Below are 22,096 nucleotides of genomic sequence, written 5' to 3'. Positions count from 1 at the left end.
TCCAATACAATGCCGTAAAAAATCTTCTAATTTAAATAAATGCTTTGCTTGTAAATTAGGTAAGCTGTTGATCAGTATCATAAGGCGTCCCACGAATCTTTGGTAAGGACCTCAAGCTTAAATTTTCTATTTTAATAGCTTGATAGTTTGTTCATCTGGTGCTCCCTTAAAATATTTATCCAGCACAAGCTGAAACACGCTGTCCACATTTTTTATCTGCGCAAAAAGGGTAATGCATGAATGCAGTTTTAAATCGTCCGGATAGCCAAAAATTTCGGTGGCTGACCTGTTTTTGATGTGCAATAAAACATTGGAAATTTCTAAAAGGTTTGTCCCGAGTACAGGATGGGTGTAGTAGGCCTCTGCTTCCTTTAAATCCTGAATGCCATACAGAATTGCGGTATCACTTTTGCCAAGACCTTTAAGTTGGGGGAATATGTACCACATCCAGTGGCTATCCTTTTTTGAATGCTTAATCTCTTCCAGTGCGCGCTGGTAAGTTAAGTTATGTGGCGCCAGAAAACGGTAAATATCCCCACTGCTCATATTTGTACCTCTACTTGAGTGGCAAAAATATAAAAATATTTGTTTGCATAGAAGACTGCTAAAAAACTCATTCCACTTCAATTTCTATAAATAGCTATGGAGACCTTTCAGTCTGAGACGTTATCTGGTTCAGCCTATAGATTTAAGCATTTAAAACGGTTTATAATGCATCTTGGGCTAAAACAATTAGCGGGGCTTAAATTCCTGTTAAAACTTAAAGGGTTTGGTTGCAAATTTTAAACGGATAATTCGCTGATAGTCCTTTTATTTTACAGCAAGGGTCTTGGATGGTTTAAATATATGACAAACTGTTGAACCGCATTTAGATCACTGTGCCTCAAAGAAAAATCAAAGATTGATATTTAGAAATTAGTTAAATATGATGGTACGTTGATTAAGAGATCTATGATGTGGAAACAATCTAAACTTTAGCAGAATATTTATGTTCTTCAAATACATCAATAAGGAAAAGATATGAGAAATTTAAAATTAACATTGATTGCCTGTGCCTTTTTATTTTTAAGTGCCTGCAACAACAATACTGAAGAAAAAAATCGTCAATCAGAAGTGAACACAGATACAATTGATACCACTGCAACCGGTAATCAGAAAATGAGAGATAGCACTCACATTGATTCATCAACAAGGACATTGCCCCCGAATAAATAAATGAACAAAGCCCTCGTTTTTGACGGGGCCTTACGCTCTAGGTGTTTCCGGTTACTTCTTTTTTCTTAAAAGTGTAATGACTATAGTAGTTAACGCTGCAGTGATCAAGATTTTTTTCGCAAGTCCTTTGGGATTGTATTCCAATTCTGATTTTATTCCACGTTCTGCAAATACGTTGGGAATGATCCCTTTTGCCAAATCTTCTATTATGCCTTCCCACGCATTAACCCGGTCAGCGAGAATCAACGGAATCCAGTGCCTATACCTGTCCTCGCTATGTTTAAATGCATACCGCCTAATTATCCCGCTAAGCCCTGAGGGCGGAACGGTATTTCCAAAGACCGTGCTGTACTGAGGGCGTTCATTTGATTTTAAAATTTCAACATCAACCTTTTGCTGAGGTGATCTTTCGTAGTCGCTTCTTTTATGGTCATCGCCTGTATAATTTTTCATAGGATAAGTGGGTTCGTTATCCATATCGATATCCATTCCCCATCCCGGGATGCTTTTATAATCTTGGGTTTCAGTTTTCATCTCTTTAATGTTTAGCTGATGGGATTAATACAGTTTTGATACATTGGTCTAGTTTTTTTGAAAATATGTTATAGGCATCTGAAATTTCTTCTAGGGGAACCCGGTGAGTGATGAGTCCTTTGAGATCAAGCCTACCCGCCTGTATGTGTTCAATGAGTTTTGGTAGCAGTCGCTTTACTGAAGCTTGGTTTGCTCTGAGTGTGATCCCCTTATTGAGCACATTACCAATGGGTACATAATTGAATGGAGGACCATAAACACCCACTACAGATACAATGCCTCCTTTTTTTACGGCGTTAATTGCCCATTGTAATGCGGTCGCCGCCCCAGCCTGCATCAGCGTCATTTTCCCCGTGAATGTTTGCAGCGCATTTCCTTCTGCCTCACAACCTACGCAGTCAATGCATACATCCGCGCCATACCAGTCTGTCGTTTTCTTTAAAAAGACTACGGGGTCCGCCATGGATTTGAAGTTGTAGGCTTCACATTTTGCATAATTTTTTGCAAACTCAAGACGATATTCTATATGGTCAATGATGATTACCCTTGCAGCACCAAAGAACCAGGCACATCTGGCCGCCATGATACCGATAGGTCCGGCGCCGAAAACAACCACGGTGTCTCCTTCCTTTATTCCGCCCATTTCGGCAGCCTGGTAGCCCGTGGGTACAACATCTGTAAGCAAAACAGCATCATCTGGATCCATGTCTGAAGGAATAACCGTAGGCCCAAAGTTTGCATAAGGAACCCTAACATATTCTGCCTGTCCGCCGCTATAGCCTCCAGCAGTGTGGGAATATCCGAATATCCCGCCTACTGCGGTAGCCATAGAATTGGATTCATGACAATTGCCATATAAGCCTTGCTTGCAAAAGTTACATTTACCGCAGGCAATGTTAAATGGGACTAACACCTGGTCGCCAATTTTTACATTCGTTACCAGCGGCCCAACCTCTTCTATAACCCCTATAAATTCGTGACCGAAAGTGGACCCAACACGCGTATCGGGTACCATTCCATGGTAAAGATGTAAATCAGAACCGCAAATGCAGGTTCTGGTCACGCGTACAATCGCGTCTTCAGGATGCAGGATCTCTGGCATGGGGCGCTGCTCGGCGCGTACGCGAAATGGCCCCCTGTAATTCATTGCTAGCATTTGATGTACTTGGTTTTGGTAAAATGTAAACTGATTATGGAAAGGCCCCATTAGATGGGATATTACGGATACATGTAATTTAAAATCTTCCCTGGCTTTTTCAATTGTCGGATTACCGGTGCGGCACCTCAATTTTTTTAAGCGGCGTTTTCGGTGGGCCGGTGATAACCGAGCCATCAATGTCAAAACGGCCACCATGGCATGGACATTCCCAGGATTGTTCCACCCTGTTCCAGTTCACAATACACCCTGCATGGGTACAGACCGGACTTAGTGCCCTGACCTTCCCATGGGCATCTTTGTGAACAGCTAGTCTTTCGCCCTGAAACTTTACGATTTTACCTTCTCCGATAGGAAATGATTTTAACGAAGCCAGTAATTCTGAACCGAAGCGGTCTGCAACAAAATGATAGGCTACATCCGCATTTTCTTTAACAAAGTCTGAAAGTCCCGAGAGTGGTTTCAGCCTGGAGGGGCTGAGCAGAACGGATAAGTCATTATCCCTGCCTAAAATCAGGTCACTTAAAATTTCCCCTGCCAGGCTTCCCAAGATCATCCCATTGCCGTTGAATCCGGTGGCAACAAAGGTACCATCAGCTGCGCCTGGAAGCAATCCTATGTATGGTAGCCCATCCACAGGTACATAATATTGAGAAGACCATTTATAATCGACAGATAACACATCAAAATTTGCTGTTATATACTGCTCGAGCGCTCTGAATGCATCTTCTGAATCCTCATGACCAGTTTTATGGTCTTCGCCTCCGGCTATCAGGTACTTTTGCCCATCTATCTCATGGCTTCTGAAATAATGATAAGGTTCCTGCATGTCGTAGGACAGGCAATCCGGATAAGTTTCATTGTTAAGCTTTACTGCCAGCACATAACTTCTATATGGGGCATTTCGTAGGGATAGGAGGTTTATGCCCGGGGGGATATGTGTTGCCCAGATTAAATTTCTACCTTGAATCTCCATCGCTCCGCCTGTAGCATAATGAAGGCCATGTGATTCCTTTACCTCTTCAATAAACGTATTTTCTAGGATCCTTCCCCCTAAAGATAAAAAGCCCCTCGCAAGGCCGTCAATATATTTTAACGGATGGAACTGCGCTTGATTGGAGAACTCGATGGCCTTTAAGAATCTTACAGGCACCCCATTGTCCCCTGATTCTTCAACCATAACGCCAGCTGCTTTGGAGGAGGAAAGAATTTCATCGAGTTGCTGAGTCTCTTTTTCGTTTTGGGAAAATAAAAATCCTGATTTGTACTCAAAATCGGCCTCGATGTTCAATTCATCAATATTTGCCTGTATCGTTTTTATCATCCTTTTACTGGCAGTAGCCATAGCTTTTGACGCTTCCTTTCCAAAATTGCTGTCTATTTCCGGGTAACTCGAATCAAAAAAAGTGTTTAAATGAGCACTTGTTCCCCCGCTTGTGCCAAAGCCCAGGTTCTTTGCTTCTACCAGAATACATTTTTTGCCTGCGCGTTGCAGATTAAAAGCGGTAGTTAACCCGGTTATGCCGCCACCTACTATAATGGCATCATAAACTGAATTTAATATATCTTCTGAAAAGGGGGGCTGCATCATAGGGCGCTGCCAAATGCTTATCGTTTTGCCGTCTCGCTGGTTTTTTTTATTTTTCATATCTAAGTACTGCCTCATTCAGTAATCGTTTATTATCCCTATGTGCCAAATTATTATGTCGGCAATTCCTAGTGTAGATTTAGTAGCGATTGTAGATTTGTCCTTAAGGGTTTAAATCCAATTTCTGAGGGCCTACAGGCTTAGACAACAGCAGATATTATGGGATAGTTTTGTGGATATATACGTGATTTGGCCCGGGCTTCTACGCATTTGTTAAGGTATAATTCTATATCCCGGTAATTTGCCTGGGATTAATACGGATATGGTATGCGAAGTATACCCTATTTGTGAATTGGCGAAACTTTATGGACTTCTACAGTGTGGTATAGAAGCGAGGCGCATTTGCTGCTGAGCCCTTAACTAACAAAAAAATAGCTTATGTTTCATCACTCAAAAGACTTGCAATTCAATGCAAGAGTCTCTAAACCGGACCCCGTATTCGCAAATATTTTATTAGAACAGTTTGGTGGCGAAAACGGAGAGCTTGCCGCAGCCATGCAATATTTTACACAGGCATTTGGCGCCAAGCGGCCACATCCTGACAAGTACGATATGTTAATGGATATTGCAACCGAAGAGTTTAGTCATCTTGAAATTGTAGGGGCAACTATCCAGATGCTTTTAAAAGGTGTCAACGGCGAACTTAAAGATGCCGCGGATTCATCAGAGATTATGCAGGTGTTAGACGGTAAAGCAGCTAAAGAAAACATCATCCATGCGGCCCTATCAGCTAATCCCCATTTTGTAATGTTAAGCAGTGGTGGTCCCAGACTGGCTAACAGCCAGGGCATTCCATGGTGTGCATCCTACATCCATTCCAATGGAGACCTTACGGTCGATCTGAGGTCTAATCTTGCATCAGAGTCCAGGGCGAAGCTGGTCTATGAGCACTTGATGAAATTTACGGATGATCCCTATGTCAGAGAAACACTTTCTTTTCTTATGACCCGCGAGGTGGCCCATTACAAAATGTTTGAAGCGGCATTGGACACCATTCAGCCAAACTTTCCTCCGGGGGTGCTGCAGGCAGATCCGAGATTTACTCAACAATATTTCAATTTTTCGCCGGAAAGTTCATTCACTGGTCCCTGGAATCAGGGCGAGATGCCAGGGATGGGAAAGGACTTTGAATTTATAGAAGACCCTGTTGCCTTCGTTAAGGAAACCGAAGGGCTTACCAACCTTTCTGATGATAAGGAAGAAGAAATGGAGCAGGCAGAGCTACTAAACAAAGAGATGAGCGAAGAGAAAAGTACTGAGGTCAAATCAGCAGAGCCAGAGGGAACCGCTCAGTGGAGCGACTACAGCGAACCAAAAATTTAATGCACACAACTGAAAGGCCGGACTGCGAAAGCATCTGGCCTTACTTTTTATAAAGGCTGTACCCATTATGGTCCAAATATCCGCTTTCCCCATCAATTAGCAAATCGATTACCTGGTTGGCGGTTTCCTGTTCCCTTTTTTGATTCTCTGCATTCTTCCACGCCCTGCCGGTTTTGATTGTCATTATCGGAAGCTGATCGCATTTTTGTTCCCCATAGGGGCCAACGTATTTCTCGGGACGCGCTCTAGCAGGTCTAAACCGGGAAATTCCCTCAGTATCGCCTTTGAACAGCGCTGGGGTCTTCCATTGTAGGGCAACATGCTTACTCATTTTATTGATTTCATCACTCACCTTGAACAGAAAGTTTGTAGTTTGTATATCCTTTGCAGATACGAGGCAAATGATAGACCATGGGTTATGTTTATTTATCAATAACTTAACCTGTTTAAAGGATTCCAGTGAATGGGCCGGTTCTACTGTTGTATAAGCTAATCTGCGGTCATCTAGAATGCTTTGATAAATTTCTGTATGATGAAGATCTTCCCCGATAATGAGCACTGGCCTGCCGGGCGTGTCTTTTTCGGGTACCTTAAAATCATTACTGTCGTAGGCAAACCTGCCTGTAGTTTCCCACCAGCCGCGGCCTTGGACCGCTGGGTGAGCGTAAGTTTCCCCGGTTGCAATGGCCTGCACAAGATCAGCCAGTGCTGTTGGCCGGAGCAGGCCCTTTGACAGGTCAAAAGCGCCAGGCTCGTAATCCTCAAATCCAGTGGTCAGTAGGTTCCTCCAGCCGAAGGAACCTAGAAGAGACCAAGCTGTGATTGCAACCATGTTCACTCCTTCTGCCTGTAATCTGCGGGCTTTAAGGTGAATCTGCATCAGCCATTTGAGCTGATCTTCCCGTCCGCAGTGCAGGTGCACTTCGGTAAGCGCAATAGGGATATGGTAACGGTCGAAAGCCGCTCTCAGCAGCATATCAACGCCACAAAGGACTGCATTGGGAGACCTCACAGCTTCTACATCCGCATAACGGACCGAGCCGCTTCCCCCGTGCGTATGCTCGGGATATATTTCCAGATTTTCATCGAGATACCTTTCAGAGGTGATGTAGTAGTTGACCCCATAAATTTCAGGCATGCAGGGTTCTCCAGCGATTTCCTCGAGTTCCTGCGGGGAAATTCCGTTCTCGGTAATATATTTCCACAGAGGGTGAGTCGGGTCTACTTTTCCGCAAAGCAGATCCATGGAAAGCCACCTCCTCTGGTTTTCAAAATTAGCCTGACTGCGAAGAAAAGGGGTGCAATGGGTTTCTCCCAAATCTTCGGTTTGAATAAGCTTTGCCTGGGGGTTAACCTCACGGATTGCCTTCATCGCCGCACGGGTCGCCCTGCATTCGCTCATCAGGATCCGGAGGAAAGTCTCGTCTGTTTTCTTATGCGGATGCCATAACCCGTAAAGTCCGCAGAACCGGGCTGTAGTCAGCGGTTCATTGACTGGGGTATAATATTCCAGCCAGGGAAACCGCTCCGCAACCAGGTAGGCATAATCAGCCAGTCCTTTTTCAAAGGAATTATCGGTGAGATTTACGTATGCCGGGCCGCAGCCATGGTGGACAAGCCCGGCAATGACGCCAACACCGTTGTGGCGAAATTCCTCAAGGGCAGCTGCTGTTCCTGACCAGTCTATGATTGCCTCACGCTCTGGTTGATGGGTTTCCCATAGCACAGGGTAACGGATGCGTTGAATACCAAGTCCGACAATTTTTGGGATGTCTGCCTCGCGCCCATAATGTCCGGCAAAAACCAGCTGGTCAAAGTATTCATCACCCAGCCTATTGATTGTGCACTCAATTCCGCCCCAGACTTCCATTTGCGCTTTCTAGTACCCTGGTATTTTCGCTGGCCTCTTTTTTTATCTTTTTGTAGGTTGCCAGCGCCTGTGCCACGACCTGATCCATGTTATAATATTTATAGGTTGCCAGCCTTCCCACAAAGTAAACATTCCTCTGGCTTTTTGCAAGCTCCTCATATTGCCTGTAGAGGGCCATATTGTCTGGTCTGGGGATCGGATAATAAGGGTCACCATCGGCTGTTGGAAATTCATAGACGATCGAGGTTTTATGGTGTTTCTGCCCGCTGAGGTATTTGAACTCGGTGATGCGTGTGAAGCTGTAGTCATTGGGATAATTTATAGTTCCGGTTTGCTGAAAAGTTTCCTGGTCGTGTGTCTCGAACCTGAATTCGATGGAACGGTAGGGTAGTTTGCCAAAGCGGTAATTAAAATACTCGTCCACAGGTCCGGTAAAGACCATTTTTTTAAACTGAATTTCTGGGGCGGCATCGCGGTAATCGGTTCCAAGCATTATGGTAATGTTAGGGTGGTTGAGCATGGTTTCGAACATTTTTGTATATCCATGCAATGGCATCGACTGGTAGGTATCAGTGAAATACCGGTCATCCTTGTTTGTCCTTGTGGGAACCCTTGCAGTCACAGATGCGTTGAGCTCGGAAGGATCCAGATCCCACTGCTTGCGGGTATAGTTTTTAAAGAATTTTTCATAAAGTTCCCTTCCGATCGAATTTACGACTACATCCTCCGAGGTTTCAAGTATGTTTTTTGCCTCCGCCTTTGAGGCGAAAAATGCTTCCAGCTGTGAGCTGTCCAGGGTCATCCCGTACATATGGTTAATGGTGGTGAGGTTGATGGGGATTGGAAAGTATTGCCCGTCCAGACTCGCGAGTACCCTGTGCTGATAGTGCCTCCACTGGGTAAACCTGGAAAGATATTCATACACCTCCTTGCTGTTGGTATGGAAGATGTGAGGTCCATATTTATGGATCAGGATGCCAGCCTCATCATAATAATCAAAGGCATTTCCGCCTATGTGGTTCCTCTTGTCCAGAATTAGCACCTTGTTTCCTTCGGAGGCAAGTCTTTCGGCCAGTACGCTTCCCGCGAATCCTGCGCCTACGATTAAGTAATCATACATATTTTTGTTTTAACTAGCAATCGATACCTTTAAATTTGAGTTTAGGGCCAGCGCCAGCTGTGCCGCCATGAATTCCTGAGTAGAATCCCAGGAAATGTCTTTCAGAAATTCGTCCACCTTATTAAGCCATTCTGTTTTGTCACCCTGCTTGAGGATCGCCTCAACCGCATCGATAAAGCCATCGGTATCGGAAGCAATATGCACAAGCTTTTTAATGCCGTAAGGCAAAATTACGTCGCGTATCGGGGTAGAAATGACCGGTATTCCAGCTGAAAGGTATTCAGGGGTTTTCGTCGGACTAATAAACTCTGTCGATTCATTGATCGCAAATGGAATTAACGCTACGTCCCAGCCGCTGATGTAGGCGGGGAGCTCGCTGTAATTTTTTTGGCCCAGGTAATGGATGTTGGCTCCCTTCGGAAGCGTTATAGGATCTATTTTCACCACGGGCCCGATCAGTATGATGTGCCAGTCAGGTCTCTTTCGAGATAATCCCTCGATAAGTTCCAGATCAAACCGCTCATCGATTACTCCGAAAAATCCCAGCTTGGTTCCTCTGATAGCGGCCTGGTCTGCGGGCTGTTCACGGGATATCCTGGCTTTACCGAAATGTTCTTTTTCTATGCTGCTGGGCACTGGCCAAATATTGCTATGCAGGTTTTTCTTTGCTTCGTAAAGAGAATGGCCTCCTGTAAATACGACGTCTGCCTTTTCGATCAATTCGCGTTCAAGTCTTTTGAGCGATTCCGGAGCAAAACGGAAGGCGGAAAGTTCGTCCATACAGTCGAATACGGTTAGGGAGGATTTATAATTTCTGCTGAATTCCAGGGCGATGGGGGTGTAGTACCAAAAAGTCCAGGCTTGTTCACCAGCAGATTCCAGGAAACTGCCCAATAGTACCTGTTGTAGCTCAACGGTTGCCTCAGGGGAGGTACCTATCGGGATATGGGGAACGATAACGGTGAGGTTATGCATTTTGACGTAACTGACAAGAGTAGGAGTAGCTGCCTGCACATAAACTGGTTCTTCCATGTAAAAAACACGGAAGTTTTTGGCAAAGCGGTTCATCAGGTGCTGCGGGCGCTGAAAAACAAAATCCCATCTCAGGTGGGAAAAACATAATAGATTCTGTGAAACGGTGTTTTCTGGGTTTCTCATATATTGGTGTAGTTGATTAGTCTGAATCTGCCTGTCCGGCCTAAGGCATAGGAAATATTACCCGGAAACTATACCTACAACCAAATTTATTGGGTATAGTTCTTGCAATAAATACCTGTTTTTATATCCACTGTTTATTTCTTGAATAAATTGGCCTTCGGATAATTGTTTTATACGTCTATAATACGATTATTTGGATCGTATCTGGCAAGAAGGAAGACCTGCCAGACCCACACTTTCTCTGGGGAAAAGCGGCAATCAGAAAGGAAAATATGCGAAAATACACATGGAAATAAGAGTGCTTTTGCCAAAGACAAACAGCACTGAAGACAACGCAAAAATGATTGCCAGGTGAGAGCCATATCCAAATGGAGCTTCAGGGGAACGATTTTGAAAAAGGATGGCTCCTGTCTCCTTATAAAAGCCAGCCAAAGAACGAATACGCCAGTAGTAACTTTAAACAGTCTTACTATATTAATCCCCTCAAATTAGGCGTCTATGGAGCAGGCATGAAAAACACGGCAAAAAAATAATCGGCCAGGGCCGGGGCAGCTTTTTTGATCAGGGCAGTTTTCATAAGCTGTGAAGGTATTCTTAGGTTTTTCCTATCAATACTTTTGTTGTAAAAAAAGATTTCACTGGACTAAATACAGGTAGTTTCTCGTTAAAGCGTATTTACACGGTGAGATAACTGGTAGTCAAAACAGTTTAGGTTTTTGGAACTCTTGCTATGATTGCCGATGGTGTAAATTAGCTAAAATCACCAATTTAAGAAAATTTAACCCTATTTTGTAGCGGGGGGATTTGGTAGCCTTTTATTATCTGCAAGCCTGAATCCGGAAGCAAGAGGGCTAATGCTCAATATTACCATTCTTTAACAGATGGGAAACTTTATCCATAAATCTGTCAATGTCAAAAGGTTTGCTGATGAAATCATCTGCCTCGCATTTTTTCCTAATCTCGCCAAGACTGGAATGAGCTGACATCATCAACACCGGAATATGACCAGGGCGGTAATCCGACTTGACCTCACAGCATAGATCGATTCCATTTGCATCCGGTAGCATCACGTCAAGAATAACCATATCCGGCCTATGCTCGAAAATCTTTTTCCTAAAGCTTTCCCCATCCTCGCATAAATGCACTATGTAGGGTTGTTCACTTAACAGCAAACCAATAATTTCCCTGATGTCATTGTTGTCTTCCACAACCAAAATGTTCTTTTCCATTATTTCTTTTCACTCTAGATTCATAGATTAAAAACCAGTTGGTTAAGTAAAAGTTTAGAAAATTATTGCCAGTTCATAGCCTTTAGTTTCAAGAGTACGCCATTTGGTACTAGTTTGCTGTTTCCATGTTTAGGCCATCGACCGGTCTGGGAAATAAGAAAGTCTTTTTCCTGCGCAGGAAATCTGTCAAAATCAGGATCGCTGCGACCGAAAGAAATTCGCGCTGCGGGTTTTGAAAAGCATCAGAACACAAGGTGGGCTCTTGAAGATATTCCATGCTGTTCAGCTCAAGGTAGCCACTTAAGTGAGTGCTCGGCGAGAGGGGGTTTTTTGATGTATGATAAAATTGGTGACTTAGCTCATGTGCACCTCCATCTCGTTATCTGTCGTTAGGGCTATCTAGTCATGAGTACCTTTGTCATCAGCGTGAAGATCAAAATGGACACAAATACCACTGAAAGCCCGATTCTGTATACCTTGATTTTTATTCCGGGTTTATGGTTTATATTAACGAATTGATGTCACTCACAAAAGCAGTAATCGGTTAAAAGTGCTTTATATGGCATTTTGCCAATATCTGAAAAGCAGCTAGCCAGATTCAAAAGTGGTACCGGGCCAGAGGAGTCTGGCACTGACGGCCCCTTAGTGTAACTAATTGAGGGTTATCTGGTTGTCTATGAGCTAGGAATTAAATAATAAGCAAAGACCGTTTTAATAGTCCATCTTTACAGCAACCCACCCATTCCCATCATGTCAAACCCAAAGGTTGATTTAACAAACTGCGATCGTGAACCCATCCATATTCCTGGCAAGATTCAGCCACATGGATTTCTGATAGCGGTTGATGAATCAGGCAGGATTTGTTACTGTAGCGAGAATATATATGCCCTTGCACGTCTTGAAGCAAGCGTACTACTTGATGAGAACCTCTCCGTCTTGTTGAACTCGATCACGCTGTCCTCGGAGGTTTCCCCAATTCCTGCGATTGTGTCGCTTTTTTTTGGCGGGCACAATACTGACCAGCTGAATCCCACCAGCCTACACATTTTGAGCCGTGACTATAATCTGATCGTTACTGCCTCGGGCGCTTATCTGGTTTTGGAAATCGAACCCGCAATACCTGGGCAGCAGGGCTTAGTTCAAAAGAATATTGGTTCTAGTCTTTCTAAAATGCTCGTTGACAAAAATCTTGATCACCTTATTGCAAACACCGCAGAGCAGGTTCGATCCGTCATTAACTTTGACCGGGTCATGATCTACAGGTTTTCGGCAGATGGGCACGGGGAGGTGATAGCAGAATCTAAAACCAACAACCTTGATTCGTGGATAGGTCAGCATTTTCCGGCTTCTGACATCCCGCTCCAGGCGAGGGAGCTCTATAAAAAAAATCTTACCAGGCTGATCTCCAATGTTTCGGATTCACCCTCGGGCATAATGGGGCTTCCAGGCCTTGAAAACCTTGACCTCACCTTTTCCCAGCTGAGAGCGGTTTCGCCGGTACATATCCAGTATTTAAAGAATATGGGGGTAGCCTCGAGTTTCAGTATCTCCCTGATTTACAAATCCGAGCTGTGGGGCCTGATTGCATGCCACCACTACAGTCCAAAATTCATTGAGTTTACAGCAAGGGATTCCGCCAAACTGATGGGTCAGATCTTATCCTCCGCGCTCGAATTCAGGCAGGATGAACTCAACCACTTGGTACATGAAAACTTTAATGCTAATCTTGACCAGCTTGCCAAATATATGCTGAGCGAAGCTAGTATGAGTGAAGCACTTACTGCAAGGGAATGCAACCTGCTTTCAATTGTGGATGCGCAGGGAGCCGTCCTGTGTTTTGAAAGTAAACTTTCAACGCTTGGAACTGTACCCACGAAAGATACGCTCACAGCCCTTTGTAGTTGGATCAGCGACCATGTTGAAGACCATATGTTTTATACTGATCATCTGGCTTCGGTTTTTCCCGAAGGATCTTCGTTTGCAGATATGCCATGCGGAGTAATGATGGTGAATATCTCCAAAGAGCTGGGTGATTTCGTGCTATTTTTTAAGCCCGAGCAACGCTCGACCGTTTCGTGGGCAGGTAAACCGGATGAAGAAATCAAGCGCAAGTCCGACCCGCTGTTAAATATATCTCCCCGTAGTTCTTTTGAATTATGGGCAGAAATCATATCGGGAAAGTCTCTGCCGTGGTCGTTTGAGGAAATTCATTCGGTATCCAGGCTTCGATCGGAAATCAGTTACGCACTCAACCTCAAGGCTACAGGAGTTCGCGTACTGAACGAAAGGTTGACTTCTGCCTATGAAGAGCTGGATGCTTTTAGTTATGGCATTTCCCATGACCTTAAAAATCCCATTGCCACCATAAAGGTCTTAGCTCAATTGCTTTTAAGGGATAAATCCCTAACCGACCGCTCACGGCAGATTTCTGTAAGCATTGAATCTAGCGCAGAAAAAATGAACCGCATGGTCGAGGAAGTGCTGGAGTATTCGCGGGTTGGGCGGCTTGAACCGAAATTCGACATTGTGGATACACAAGCTTTAGTCAGGGAAATATGTTCTGAATTGAAGCTTATTTATCATCTTTACAGCCCCATAATAGAAGCGGGTAACCTGCACAATATCTACGCGGATCCCAGATTAATCGTCCGGGTATTTTCGAATGTTTTGACAAATGCAGCTAAGTATAGCCAGAAACACCAAACCCCAAAAATTCATATTGAATCAACCTTAGAGGACAACCTGGTCAAGTTCCGTATCCGGGATAACGGTATTGGTATAAAACCTGCCGATCTGCCAAGGGTATTTGACCTTTTTTCCCGAATGTCAAATGTGGGAACCATCGAGGGGTCTGGGGTCGGTCTGGCTATTGTGAAAAAGATTGTAGATAGGCATAAAGGCAGCATATGGGCTGAAAACCTCCAGGAAGGTACTTGTTTCAATCTGATACTCATGGCCCCGCCCATTTAGGGAATATCTGGAATGACTGAACTTTTAATATAATTCAAACAAACAGGAAAAAAAGGTATGTATCAGGGTGAAGTTAAAATGTATTACCGAGAAAAAGGCCGGGACTTGGATACCCTGGGCGGACACTGGAAAAACCTTTTGCGCCTGTCAGGTACCTTTTTGTAAGCGATCCTAAGCCTGGGCACAATGTAGCGCATGATATTGAACAGGGAAAGATTGACGGCGTTAATAAAGGAATCTGGGACCCTTTTTTTTCTGTCAGTTCCTGCTCTGGGGGAATCACAGAGGTGAAAAAAAGATTAAAACTAATTAGAGTTGTTTATGTTTTCAGGCCAAGACCATATTAATTATCGATGAAAAAAATCATTCTCGTAGAAGATCAAAAGGTTATAAGAAAAGGAATCCGTTTGCTTATCGAATCTAACGGACGATTTGAGGTGGTTGCCGAAGCTGCCAATGGCGAGGAAGGCCTGTCTCTTTTAAGGAGCGGCGTTGGTGCTGATCTCATCGTTAGCGATATCGGCATGCCGGAAATGGATGGTCTTGAAATGCTTAGTGAAATTTCAAAACTTGAGACTGCTCCACCCGTGCTGATATTGTCAATGTCGGAAACTCAGGATGATTTTGCGCAGGCACTGTTTGGTGGCGCGGCGGGATTTCTGAGTAAATCTGTTGATACCAGCGAACTGTTTTTTGCATTGGAAAGAATCCTGGAAGGCGAAAGATATTTCTGTTCTGGTCTGTCCTTAAAAATGCTCGAAAAGAGTCTTTCAAAACGAAAATTTTCTGATCTTAATGGAGTTGAGCTTACCAGAAGGGAAATAGAGATAATTGGCCTATTGGCACAGGGCCAGACAACAAGTGAGATTGCCGATATGCTCTTTCTCAGCACGCGTACCGTAGAGGGCCACCGCCAAAATCTCATTGGAAAAACCGGGGTCAAGAATACCGCTTCGCTGATCAGGTTTGCATGTCTGAAAGGGATAATTAACTAAACCTAAGCGTAACATTGCTCTTTACAGCATGCTTGATTATGCTATATTAGTGTATTAACGGATAAAGTCGGAAATGGAAGTAATGGTGATCATTTTTCTATTGTGGCGAACACCCCGGGGGCAGCCACCTGATTATTATTGTATATCCAAATTTGATCTGTCAAAACCCGTCTGCAACAGAACTATTGCCATTGATTCTAGAGGTAAGAGTGGGATGAGTTAATCCGCTGCCTGGCGCGGTACATCCCGGTGAGCACCATCATCTGAAGCTAAAAATCCGAAAACTTAATCTTGATTTTTTAAAATCCAGTATCATTGTAACTGAAAACAAACGGGCCAATCTGGTTTGGAAATCCACAATGTTGTTCGATTCTACATCCCTTATCCTCTTTTTGGATCAAAGGTTTCTTTTTGTGAATAGTTCCAAAAAATCTATACCTATCTTCACAGCCTCAGGCTTGCAGGTTATCAATAATTTAATCTCGAATTCAACAAATAAACATTTTTATTGAGCTTCAATCAGGAAGCCTGAAGAAAATAAATAGGCGTGGCAAAAAAGAAAAAACAGGTGTTTTTCGCGCCAAATCATTTTTTGCTGTACTACACTGTACGAAAAAACAGAACGCTTTTTCGTACAGTACATCAGGATATTAATCGGTATGATAGTGTTTGAGCTTTTTCTTCAGAATCACCCTGGCCTGATGAATATGCGTTTTCACCGTACCAACGGGAAGGTTCAGTTCGCGTGCAATTTCTTCATATTTGTACCCCTCGAAATATTTTACAAAAGGTACTGAATACTGTTTTGGCAAGCGGTCCAGGGCACTGTTTATCTCTTCGAGGCCGAGTGTTGTAATCACTTCGTTCTTTGAGGCCGTCTGGAAAAGGTGTGCATCCGAGATATCTTCCTCCTGTACAAAGTTTGCGCGGTGCCTGACCGACTTGTGGTAGCTGTTTATGAAAGTATTTTTCATAATGACGAAAAGCCACCCCTTGATGTTTGTTCCCTCCTGATAGTTTCGGGCAAAACGTGTAGCCTTAAGCAATGTGTCCTGTAAAAGGTCATTGGCATCTTCTAGGTTTTTGGTAAAATTGAGTGCATGTGACCGAAGTGACCCAACATGCAGATTTACTTTTTTTGCAAACTCGTTTGTAGTCATAGATATTAATTTAAAGATCATCCTGTAACATCAAAACCAGAGCCATTTTTTCTTGTCTGAAACCTGAAAAGGTATAATTCGCGTACTTTTCGTAGGAGGGGTAAAACTACCTGTTCCTGCTTTTGCGAAGCCACGTTTTCTGGGTACCTACTTACTTTTTTTAATTTCTATGAAGAAAGTTGTTCCAATACCCACCTCAGTTTCAAACCAGATCTTTCCCGAGTGCCAGTCAACAATAGTTTTTATGACTGACATGCCCAAGCCCACAGATGGCTCGCCCTTGAGCCCAGTTCGCCCTGCAGGGTTAAATTTTTCAAAAAGCTGTGCGTGGAACTGTTTGGGTATACCTATCCCGGTATCGCCTACCGAGATAGTTACTGTTTCCCCGCCGGCAACTACGCCTATGGTAATCGTGCCGCCGTCCGGAGTAAATTTTAAGGAGTTTGAAACTAAATTGTTAATGATCTGAATGAACTTGCTCTCATCAATCTCGACAAATACCTCATCTAAAGATGCCTCTAAAGAAAAACTTACATTTACCATAAGCTCGCCTTGCTTATATTCCTCTAACAGCTGATTTATTTTTTCGATAAGGTTAACCCGTCTTTTCACCATTTCCACACCGATACTTTCCAGGAATTCCTTTCGTATCATATCTTGAATCATTGAAATCCCCTTTTTTGCGCTTTTGCTAATGAGGTCAAGCATTTTGATCATCTTGGCGTCATCCACCTCGCTCCTTCGTGAGAGCAACATATCCGACATCATCTGTATTACCCCCAAGGGCCCCGCAAGATCATGGCTTAAAATGCTTAGGGTTGCGTTTTTCTTGTTGGCGAACTCCTGAAGGTAATCACCATGTTTATTTTCGATTGTTCGGTCTTCTATGTATCCGATCACAAGTTTTTTATCTGGCAATGTCTTGTCAAAGGCTAAATCAATGCGCAAAAAATATGTTTTCTGAGACAAGATCACCCGGAATTCAAAACAACCAGCTTCTGGCGAATCCTGAATGGTTTGATAAGAACTCCTTATATATTCAACATCCTCTGGATGGACCAGGGCGAATAGTTTTTCGATACTAGCGCCTTCATCAATTCCTTCAAAAAAATTCATGAAAGCAGAATTACTGTAAATAATTTTCTCATCAGGGACCTGAACCATGAAGCACATTCTTGATGATCTCTCAGACAACAGTTCGAAAATAGTGGAGTTAGCTTTCATTTAATTAAGTAATATGTAAATAGGTTATATATAAAGTTTTCCAGTTGAAGCAGGAAAGCTTTGGTATTAAGGATAACAGAAATTTTATGGGGACAGGTTGCGGCCTGTAGCGGAAAAAAAGTATTAACTAAGGAACGCTTATCGCGGCCTGACGGTTCCGTTTGAGAACTGAATTTATAGTTCTCAAGAATGCATGAAAATCGAACGGCTTGACAAGATAGTGATCGCTACCCACGCCGAAGGCTTCAAGTGCAAATGTAGAGTGGGAGGTAACAAAAATCAGAAACCCTACCTGTGAACGGACTATTTTCGCAATCTCGAGTCCAGAGATCTCCATCTTTATATCAAGAAAGAGAAAGTCAATATCATCGTTGTTTCCTATAAATTTTACCGCGTTAATCGGGTCCGTAAAACTCCCAATTAACTCTAGCTTAGCCACATTAGAGATGTACTCTTCCAGCACCTCAATGAAGTGTAAGTCATCGTCTACTATGATGCATTTATATTGGGCTCTTTTCAAATCGTTTGTAGCTTAACATTAATATTATGACTATTGTTTTGGCTAATAAAATAATCCATTGTTTTACGAGGCCAAATATTAAACAGGTGTCTATGTTTTTGGTTTTTAAGGAATTGAAAGGGGAATCGCAGAACATATGGAAACTTTCTGTATCAATTTGTATCACCTTCCACACTAGCTAAAAGAGAAATGTCCTTGGCGGGAGTAATTGTAGTGGTGGTATGCTCATGAAAAACTGTTTCATTAAACTTGGCACAAAAAATACGGAACAGCTTTGGGTATTTTAGAACAGATTATCCAGGACATATTTTTAGTTTAGCTCTTATAACCACGCGAAGGCTGAATATGGTGTATAACCTCAGGACCTGTGGTGTGCTAGCCCGAACTAAAAAGTCTAGCCAGAATACTTTTTAATTTCAAAAAGGTTATTTTTATAGTGATATCTACGGATATAAGCAAAAATAAAATTCCAGTTCAAATCTGCCTGCTTCCTTTATTTGCTTTAATTCACCTGAAAAACGGCCGACAATAGGTATTTTTCAAATCTTACCGATCGCTTTAGATAATCTTACATCGTTGCTTGATAATATAAGGGAGACTTGGTTCCACCAGGTTAAAATAGGTTAACCAAGATATTTCTTAATTGATTAAATTTAGTTAATGAAGATGATCAATAGCCTCATAAATATTTTTTGGACCATAATTGGTTTTTTGCCTGTAATTTATTTTTGGTATACTCAATTGAACACTGTTGCGCTTGTCATTGGTTTGGGGATCAGCTTAGTGCTTGCAACGTTGCCCATCAGGTTTTTTCAAATTGGGTTAAGCCGCCAGAATTTAGAAAAAATGGGGGTACATTTAGTAGGTTACATGGTACAGGACGGGAAGTTTATCAATAGGTTAGCACGAAATAAAGGCATAAATAACAAGTTTGTGTATCTGACTAAGAGGGAAAGCTTTAACCGCCGTTCAGTAATATATGAGCGGTATCATTTATGCTGTTTCTTTTTTTTCTTGATCAGCTTACTCCTGGCTTTATTTGCACAGAGGTTCATACTTTCTGCTTGTTTATTGATTGCAAATATTTTATATAATATATTACCAGTATTGTTGCAGCAATACTATCGCTCAAGGGTGCAGAACATTATAAAGTCAAGACCAGGCAATCAGTGGGATTAGCCTTTAGCATACTTTGGATGTTTTGAATCTGTTAGTCTATAGTTACGATGCGCTATTTTTTGATTCGGCCTTATTGAAAATGATATGATGCCGAGATTGCAGTTATCTCTAAATCGGCCTGGCAGAAAACTTTTAAGCTAATGTTGTATTGTTTAAGCACATGGAAAAGCGAATTACTTTGCAACTATGTGCATTAATATGACCTACGCTTTCCGCTATTGCGATTTTAATTCCAAAAGGTTGACTTTCAGTTGACAAGATAAAAATACGGCATCAACCTTAGAGATTTGTGAGGGTTCATAAAAAAAAATATCATCGTAAAGGAAAGTTGAGCTACTACAGAAGTTATTTTGCTACGGGTGAAAAGTTCGATAAATCAAAGTTGTTTTAACAATTTAAAATGATATGATTGCAGCAAGTTACTCCTAAAATTATAGTAGTAAAACTATTGCTGATAATTAATGTTCTTTACTTGCAGGTGTGAGAAGCTTGCATCAATCTGTTTTGATTGAGAGCGTTAATTAAAGTTATGTTGGTGGATGCCAACAGTAAAAAGGTAAGCATTTATTTGTTTACCTTTTTTATTTGTTTATAAAACCATACGAAATTCTTCGAGTTTTATCATCAGGAAATTGGTTAGGTGATGCTGTACAGCAGGTAAATATGTATAACAATAATGAGTTTCTGCTCTTCTGTGAAGAGAATATTGACTTAAATCATCTGATGTTCTGAGGTTTGGTTTAAAACGTTTTTCAGCTTTCTTCACTGAACGGTTCGAAGAGGAGTGGTCCATGGACTTTAAGATCTACAATGCTGGTTTTTCCGATGAATTATTAGTCAAAGTTTTTTAGGCTGACAGAAGCATAGATGGTCCTCAGCAAAAAACAGCTTTGTGAAAAATGATGCTTACTGGGTCCAAGTGAAATTCAGTTATTGTTCAACAAAAAATCAAAGAACCTGATAATGGATATGTCTGCTGATTTAAATAATTTGGAAATCAAAATTTCAACATCAACTTGTTCATTATCCAAAACTTAAAGCCGCATTCTGATGTTAACCAGTAACTATGAAAGAGATTCAAACCATTCAATTAAGCCAGAAAACAAAAGGAATGATCATCGGTGCTATAACCGCCTTTGCGCTGACTGCTTCATATTTGCTCAATAAAAGAAAACATCAGAATAAAAATAAACCAGTTCCAAAAATATTCAATAAAGATAACCTGACTATGGAAAGATATGTATTCAAACTCCCGACTGACCATGGCGAGATCGAAGCGGTGATTGAACAGGGCGGGGAGTGCTATGCCGTTCGTTTAAACGGAGCATATGTTGGAAACATGTGGCAGGACGAAGATAGGGGTATGCTGTGGAACACCCATGATAACGGGCTAAAGCCTTACTTATCGGAAATTGCCGCAAATCTTTCTGAAGCCTTTTCGAGAAAGGGCTTTCCATCTATTCTCAAAGGCACATATAATGAAATCCTCGACACGAACTGGAAAACCAGCGAAACCCTGGAGGTGGTTATTTCTGCGCAGACCGATATGGAAGTATTCACCACATTTTTGAAAGATGAGATATTGAACCTGGTCACTTTCGAAGAACACCTTGATTTGATGGTCAAAAAAGAAGGTGAGGATTATTTTGTCCTGGTGAGCATAAATTAGTAGTTAGATTAAATCACTCGAAATGAAAAAACATTTTACCAACCCCAATTACGAAGGGGTTCCGGATCCGGAGGAAATCAGGGAACATTACCCTATAGAAAATGATTCCGATGCTTTAGAGCCTTTTGATGATCGCTCCGAACACCGGGAAATCAATTCCCAAGATCCGGATGAATTACGATATTGGACCCAGCAGTTCCAGATTACAGAAGAGCAGCTTCATGATGCCATTGCATTGAATGGTACTTCTGTTCGGGCAATTAAGAAATACTTAAGCGTATAACCATGGCCGAGCTACCAGATCTGAGCGTTTTCGCGGGCATCCTTAACAAAAGATTTAAAGGCAGGATCTTAAGAAAAATTGAAATAAAACATTCGGGTAAACTAAATTTGAGCACTAAAGAATTGGAGGAGAATCTGCTCAACCACAGGTTGCTTACAGTCGCAAGATCGGGTAAAACCCTTCAGTTTGACTTCGGAAAAGATAAAATACTTGGCCTGCACCTTATGCTGCGCGGAGAGCTTAAGAGCATTAGTGAGCAAGAGCCGATTCCCAAATATACCATATTTGCTTTTCATTTTTCAGGGGGACAGGGATTCGCCGTAACTGATACCTTAAAGCAGGCAGCCCCAACGCTAAATCCACCTGAGAATAATGTTCCTGACGCACTTGATATTACCCGAAATGAATTTTTTGATTTACTGAAAAGAAGAAAGAAAACGATTAAAGAAGTTCTCATGGATCAGAAAGCCCTTCGTGGGATTGGAAATTCTTACGGTGATGAAATTTTGTGGCATGCTAAAATCTCTCCTTTTTCTGTTTCCAGAAAAATTCCTGAAACGGCAGCTTTAAGACTCTATAAATCCATTACCAAAGTTCTAAATCAGGCCATCGAAGATATCAAAAAAGAAAATGGAGATGAGCTTACCGGAGAACTCCGTGATTTTTTGAAAATCCATGGTGCCCATCTTAAACTGTCTCCAACAGGTGAGAAAATAAAATCCGAAAAAATAGGCGGCAGATTAGCTTACTTTACCGATGAGCAGCAGTTATTTATTTGATAGTAGGATAGAAGGATTAAAATAGGATCATAGCATAACCAGTTAGAATGCCTCCTGAATTAGA

20 protein-coding genes are annotated in these 22,096 nt (G+C 42.3%); 8 read left to right on the top strand and 12 right to left on the bottom strand.

Annotation, left to right across the window (positions count from 1 at the left end; translation table 11 throughout):
• Nucleotides 1-126: 126 nt before the first annotated feature.
• Complete coding sequence (locus ABD692_RS04220) at nucleotides 127-546, bottom strand: DUF1810 domain-containing protein (RefSeq protein WP_344765214.1); 420 nt, start codon at nucleotides 544-546, stop codon at nucleotides 127-129.
• Nucleotides 547-1,020: 474 nt separating this feature from the next.
• Between ABD692_RS04220 and ABD692_RS04215 the strand changes: the two genes are divergently transcribed.
• Nucleotides 1,021-1,215, top strand: a complete 195-nt coding sequence (locus tag ABD692_RS04215) for a hypothetical protein (protein WP_344765212.1) — start codon at nucleotides 1,021-1,023, stop codon at nucleotides 1,213-1,215.
• A 51-nt stretch (nucleotides 1,216-1,266) separates the two neighbouring features.
• Here the strand turns inward: ABD692_RS04215 and ABD692_RS04210 are convergent, their stop codons facing one another.
• From ABD692_RS04210 to ABD692_RS04200, 3 genes are all read right to left on the bottom strand, one after another.
• Nucleotides 1,267-1,749 carry a hypothetical protein gene (locus ABD692_RS04210; RefSeq protein WP_344765210.1) on the bottom strand — a complete coding sequence of 161 codons (483 nt, stop codon included), beginning with the start codon at nucleotides 1,747-1,749 and terminating at the stop codon, nucleotides 1,267-1,269.
• Nucleotides 1,750-1,753: 4 nt separating this feature from the next.
• Nucleotides 1,754-2,851: a zinc-dependent alcohol dehydrogenase gene (locus ABD692_RS04205; protein ID WP_344765208.1), complete on the bottom strand. Its 1,098-nt coding sequence runs from the start codon at nucleotides 2,849-2,851 to the stop codon at nucleotides 1,754-1,756.
• Between the two features lie 166 nt (nucleotides 2,852-3,017).
• Complete coding sequence (locus ABD692_RS04200) at nucleotides 3,018-4,553, bottom strand: FAD-dependent oxidoreductase (RefSeq protein ID WP_344765206.1); 1,536 nt, start codon at nucleotides 4,551-4,553, stop codon at nucleotides 3,018-3,020.
• Nucleotides 4,554-4,931: 378 nt separating this feature from the next.
• Between ABD692_RS04200 and ABD692_RS04195 the strand changes: the two genes are divergently transcribed.
• Entirely contained in the window at nucleotides 4,932-5,876 is a 945-nt protein-coding gene (locus ABD692_RS04195) for a manganese catalase family protein (RefSeq protein ID WP_344765204.1), read from the top strand.
• A gap of 40 nt (nucleotides 5,877-5,916) precedes the next feature.
• On the opposite strand, the gene ABD692_RS04190 is transcribed toward ABD692_RS04195, so the two are convergent.
• The 5 genes from ABD692_RS04190 to ABD692_RS20920 form a co-directional block, all read right to left on the bottom strand.
• The gene (locus tag ABD692_RS04190) at nucleotides 5,917-7,746 is read right to left on the bottom strand and encodes a glycoside hydrolase family 1 protein (RefSeq protein ID WP_344765202.1); all 1,830 of its coding nucleotides are present in this window, start codon (nucleotides 7,744-7,746) and stop codon (nucleotides 5,917-5,919) included.
• On the bottom strand, nucleotides 7,724-8,866 hold the full coding sequence (gene glf / locus ABD692_RS04185; protein ID WP_344765200.1) for a UDP-galactopyranose mutase: 1,143 nt from the start codon (nucleotides 8,864-8,866) through the stop codon (nucleotides 7,724-7,726). The genes ABD692_RS04190 and glf overlap by 23 nt, the downstream gene beginning before the upstream one ends.
• 9 nt (nucleotides 8,867-8,875) lie before the next feature.
• On the bottom strand, nucleotides 8,876-10,024 hold the full coding sequence (locus tag ABD692_RS04180) for a glycosyltransferase family 1 protein (RefSeq protein WP_344765198.1): 1,149 nt from the start codon (nucleotides 10,022-10,024) through the stop codon (nucleotides 8,876-8,878).
• A gap of 851 nt (nucleotides 10,025-10,875) precedes the next feature.
• Complete coding sequence (locus tag ABD692_RS04175) at nucleotides 10,876-11,253, bottom strand: response regulator transcription factor (protein ID WP_344765196.1); 378 nt, start codon at nucleotides 11,251-11,253, stop codon at nucleotides 10,876-10,878.
• Between the two features lie 109 nt (nucleotides 11,254-11,362).
• On the bottom strand, nucleotides 11,363-11,530 hold the full coding sequence (locus ABD692_RS20920) for a DUF6766 family protein (RefSeq protein WP_425567319.1): 168 nt from the start codon (nucleotides 11,528-11,530) through the stop codon (nucleotides 11,363-11,365).
• A 473-nt stretch (nucleotides 11,531-12,003) separates the two neighbouring features.
• On the opposite strand from ABD692_RS20920, the gene ABD692_RS04170 reads away from it, so the two are divergent.
• Complete coding sequence (locus tag ABD692_RS04170; protein WP_344765194.1) at nucleotides 12,004-14,223, top strand: ATP-binding protein; 2,220 nt, start codon at nucleotides 12,004-12,006, stop codon at nucleotides 14,221-14,223.
• Between the two features lie 353 nt (nucleotides 14,224-14,576).
• Nucleotides 14,577-15,218 (top strand): response regulator, encoded by a 642-nt coding sequence (locus tag ABD692_RS04165; RefSeq protein ID WP_344765192.1) that lies wholly within the window; start codon nucleotides 14,577-14,579, stop codon nucleotides 15,216-15,218.
• A gap of 650 nt (nucleotides 15,219-15,868) precedes the next feature.
• Here the strand turns inward: ABD692_RS04165 and ABD692_RS04160 are convergent.
• The 3 genes from ABD692_RS04160 to ABD692_RS04150 all read right to left on the bottom strand — a co-directional run bounded on the left by ABD692_RS04160 (nucleotide 15,869) and on the right by ABD692_RS04150 (nucleotide 18,122).
• A complete protein-coding gene (locus tag ABD692_RS04160; RefSeq protein ID WP_344765190.1) occupies nucleotides 15,869-16,378 on the bottom strand; it encodes an RNA polymerase sigma factor in 510 nt (169 codons plus the stop codon).
• Between the two features lie 147 nt (nucleotides 16,379-16,525).
• The gene (locus ABD692_RS04155; RefSeq protein WP_344765188.1) at nucleotides 16,526-17,602 is read right to left on the bottom strand and encodes a PAS domain-containing sensor histidine kinase; all 1,077 of its coding nucleotides are present in this window, start codon (nucleotides 17,600-17,602) and stop codon (nucleotides 16,526-16,528) included.
• Between the two features lie 127 nt (nucleotides 17,603-17,729).
• Nucleotides 17,730-18,122: a LytR/AlgR family response regulator transcription factor gene (locus ABD692_RS04150; RefSeq protein WP_344765186.1), complete on the bottom strand. Its 393-nt coding sequence runs from the start codon at nucleotides 18,120-18,122 to the stop codon at nucleotides 17,730-17,732.
• Between the two features lie 660 nt (nucleotides 18,123-18,782).
• Here ABD692_RS04150 and ABD692_RS04145 point away from each other — a divergent pair.
• From ABD692_RS04145 to ABD692_RS04130, 4 genes are all read left to right on the top strand, one after another.
• Complete coding sequence (locus ABD692_RS04145; protein WP_344765184.1) at nucleotides 18,783-19,301, top strand: glycosyl-4,4'-diaponeurosporenoate acyltransferase CrtO family protein; 519 nt, start codon at nucleotides 18,783-18,785, stop codon at nucleotides 19,299-19,301.
• 1,066 nt (nucleotides 19,302-20,367) lie between these two features.
• Nucleotides 20,368-20,970 carry a hypothetical protein gene (locus ABD692_RS04140; protein ID WP_344765182.1) on the top strand — a complete coding sequence of 201 codons (603 nt, stop codon included), beginning with the start codon at nucleotides 20,368-20,370 and terminating at the stop codon, nucleotides 20,968-20,970.
• Between the two features lie 22 nt (nucleotides 20,971-20,992).
• Nucleotides 20,993-21,253, top strand: a complete 261-nt coding sequence (locus ABD692_RS04135; RefSeq protein ID WP_344765180.1) for a DUF3606 domain-containing protein — start codon at nucleotides 20,993-20,995, stop codon at nucleotides 21,251-21,253.
• A 2-nt stretch (nucleotides 21,254-21,255) separates the two neighbouring features.
• A complete protein-coding gene (locus ABD692_RS04130) occupies nucleotides 21,256-22,032 on the top strand; it encodes a DNA-formamidopyrimidine glycosylase family protein (protein ID WP_344765178.1) in 777 nt (258 codons plus the stop codon).
• Nucleotides 22,033-22,096 lie beyond the last annotated feature (64 nt).

This window comes from Pedobacter ginsengiterrae, from assembly GCF_039537385.1.
In the GTDB taxonomy this organism is placed as follows: Bacteria; Bacteroidota; Bacteroidia; order Sphingobacteriales; family Sphingobacteriaceae; genus Pedobacter; species Pedobacter ginsengiterrae.
This window is presented reverse-complemented; position numbering and strand designations above follow the sequence as displayed.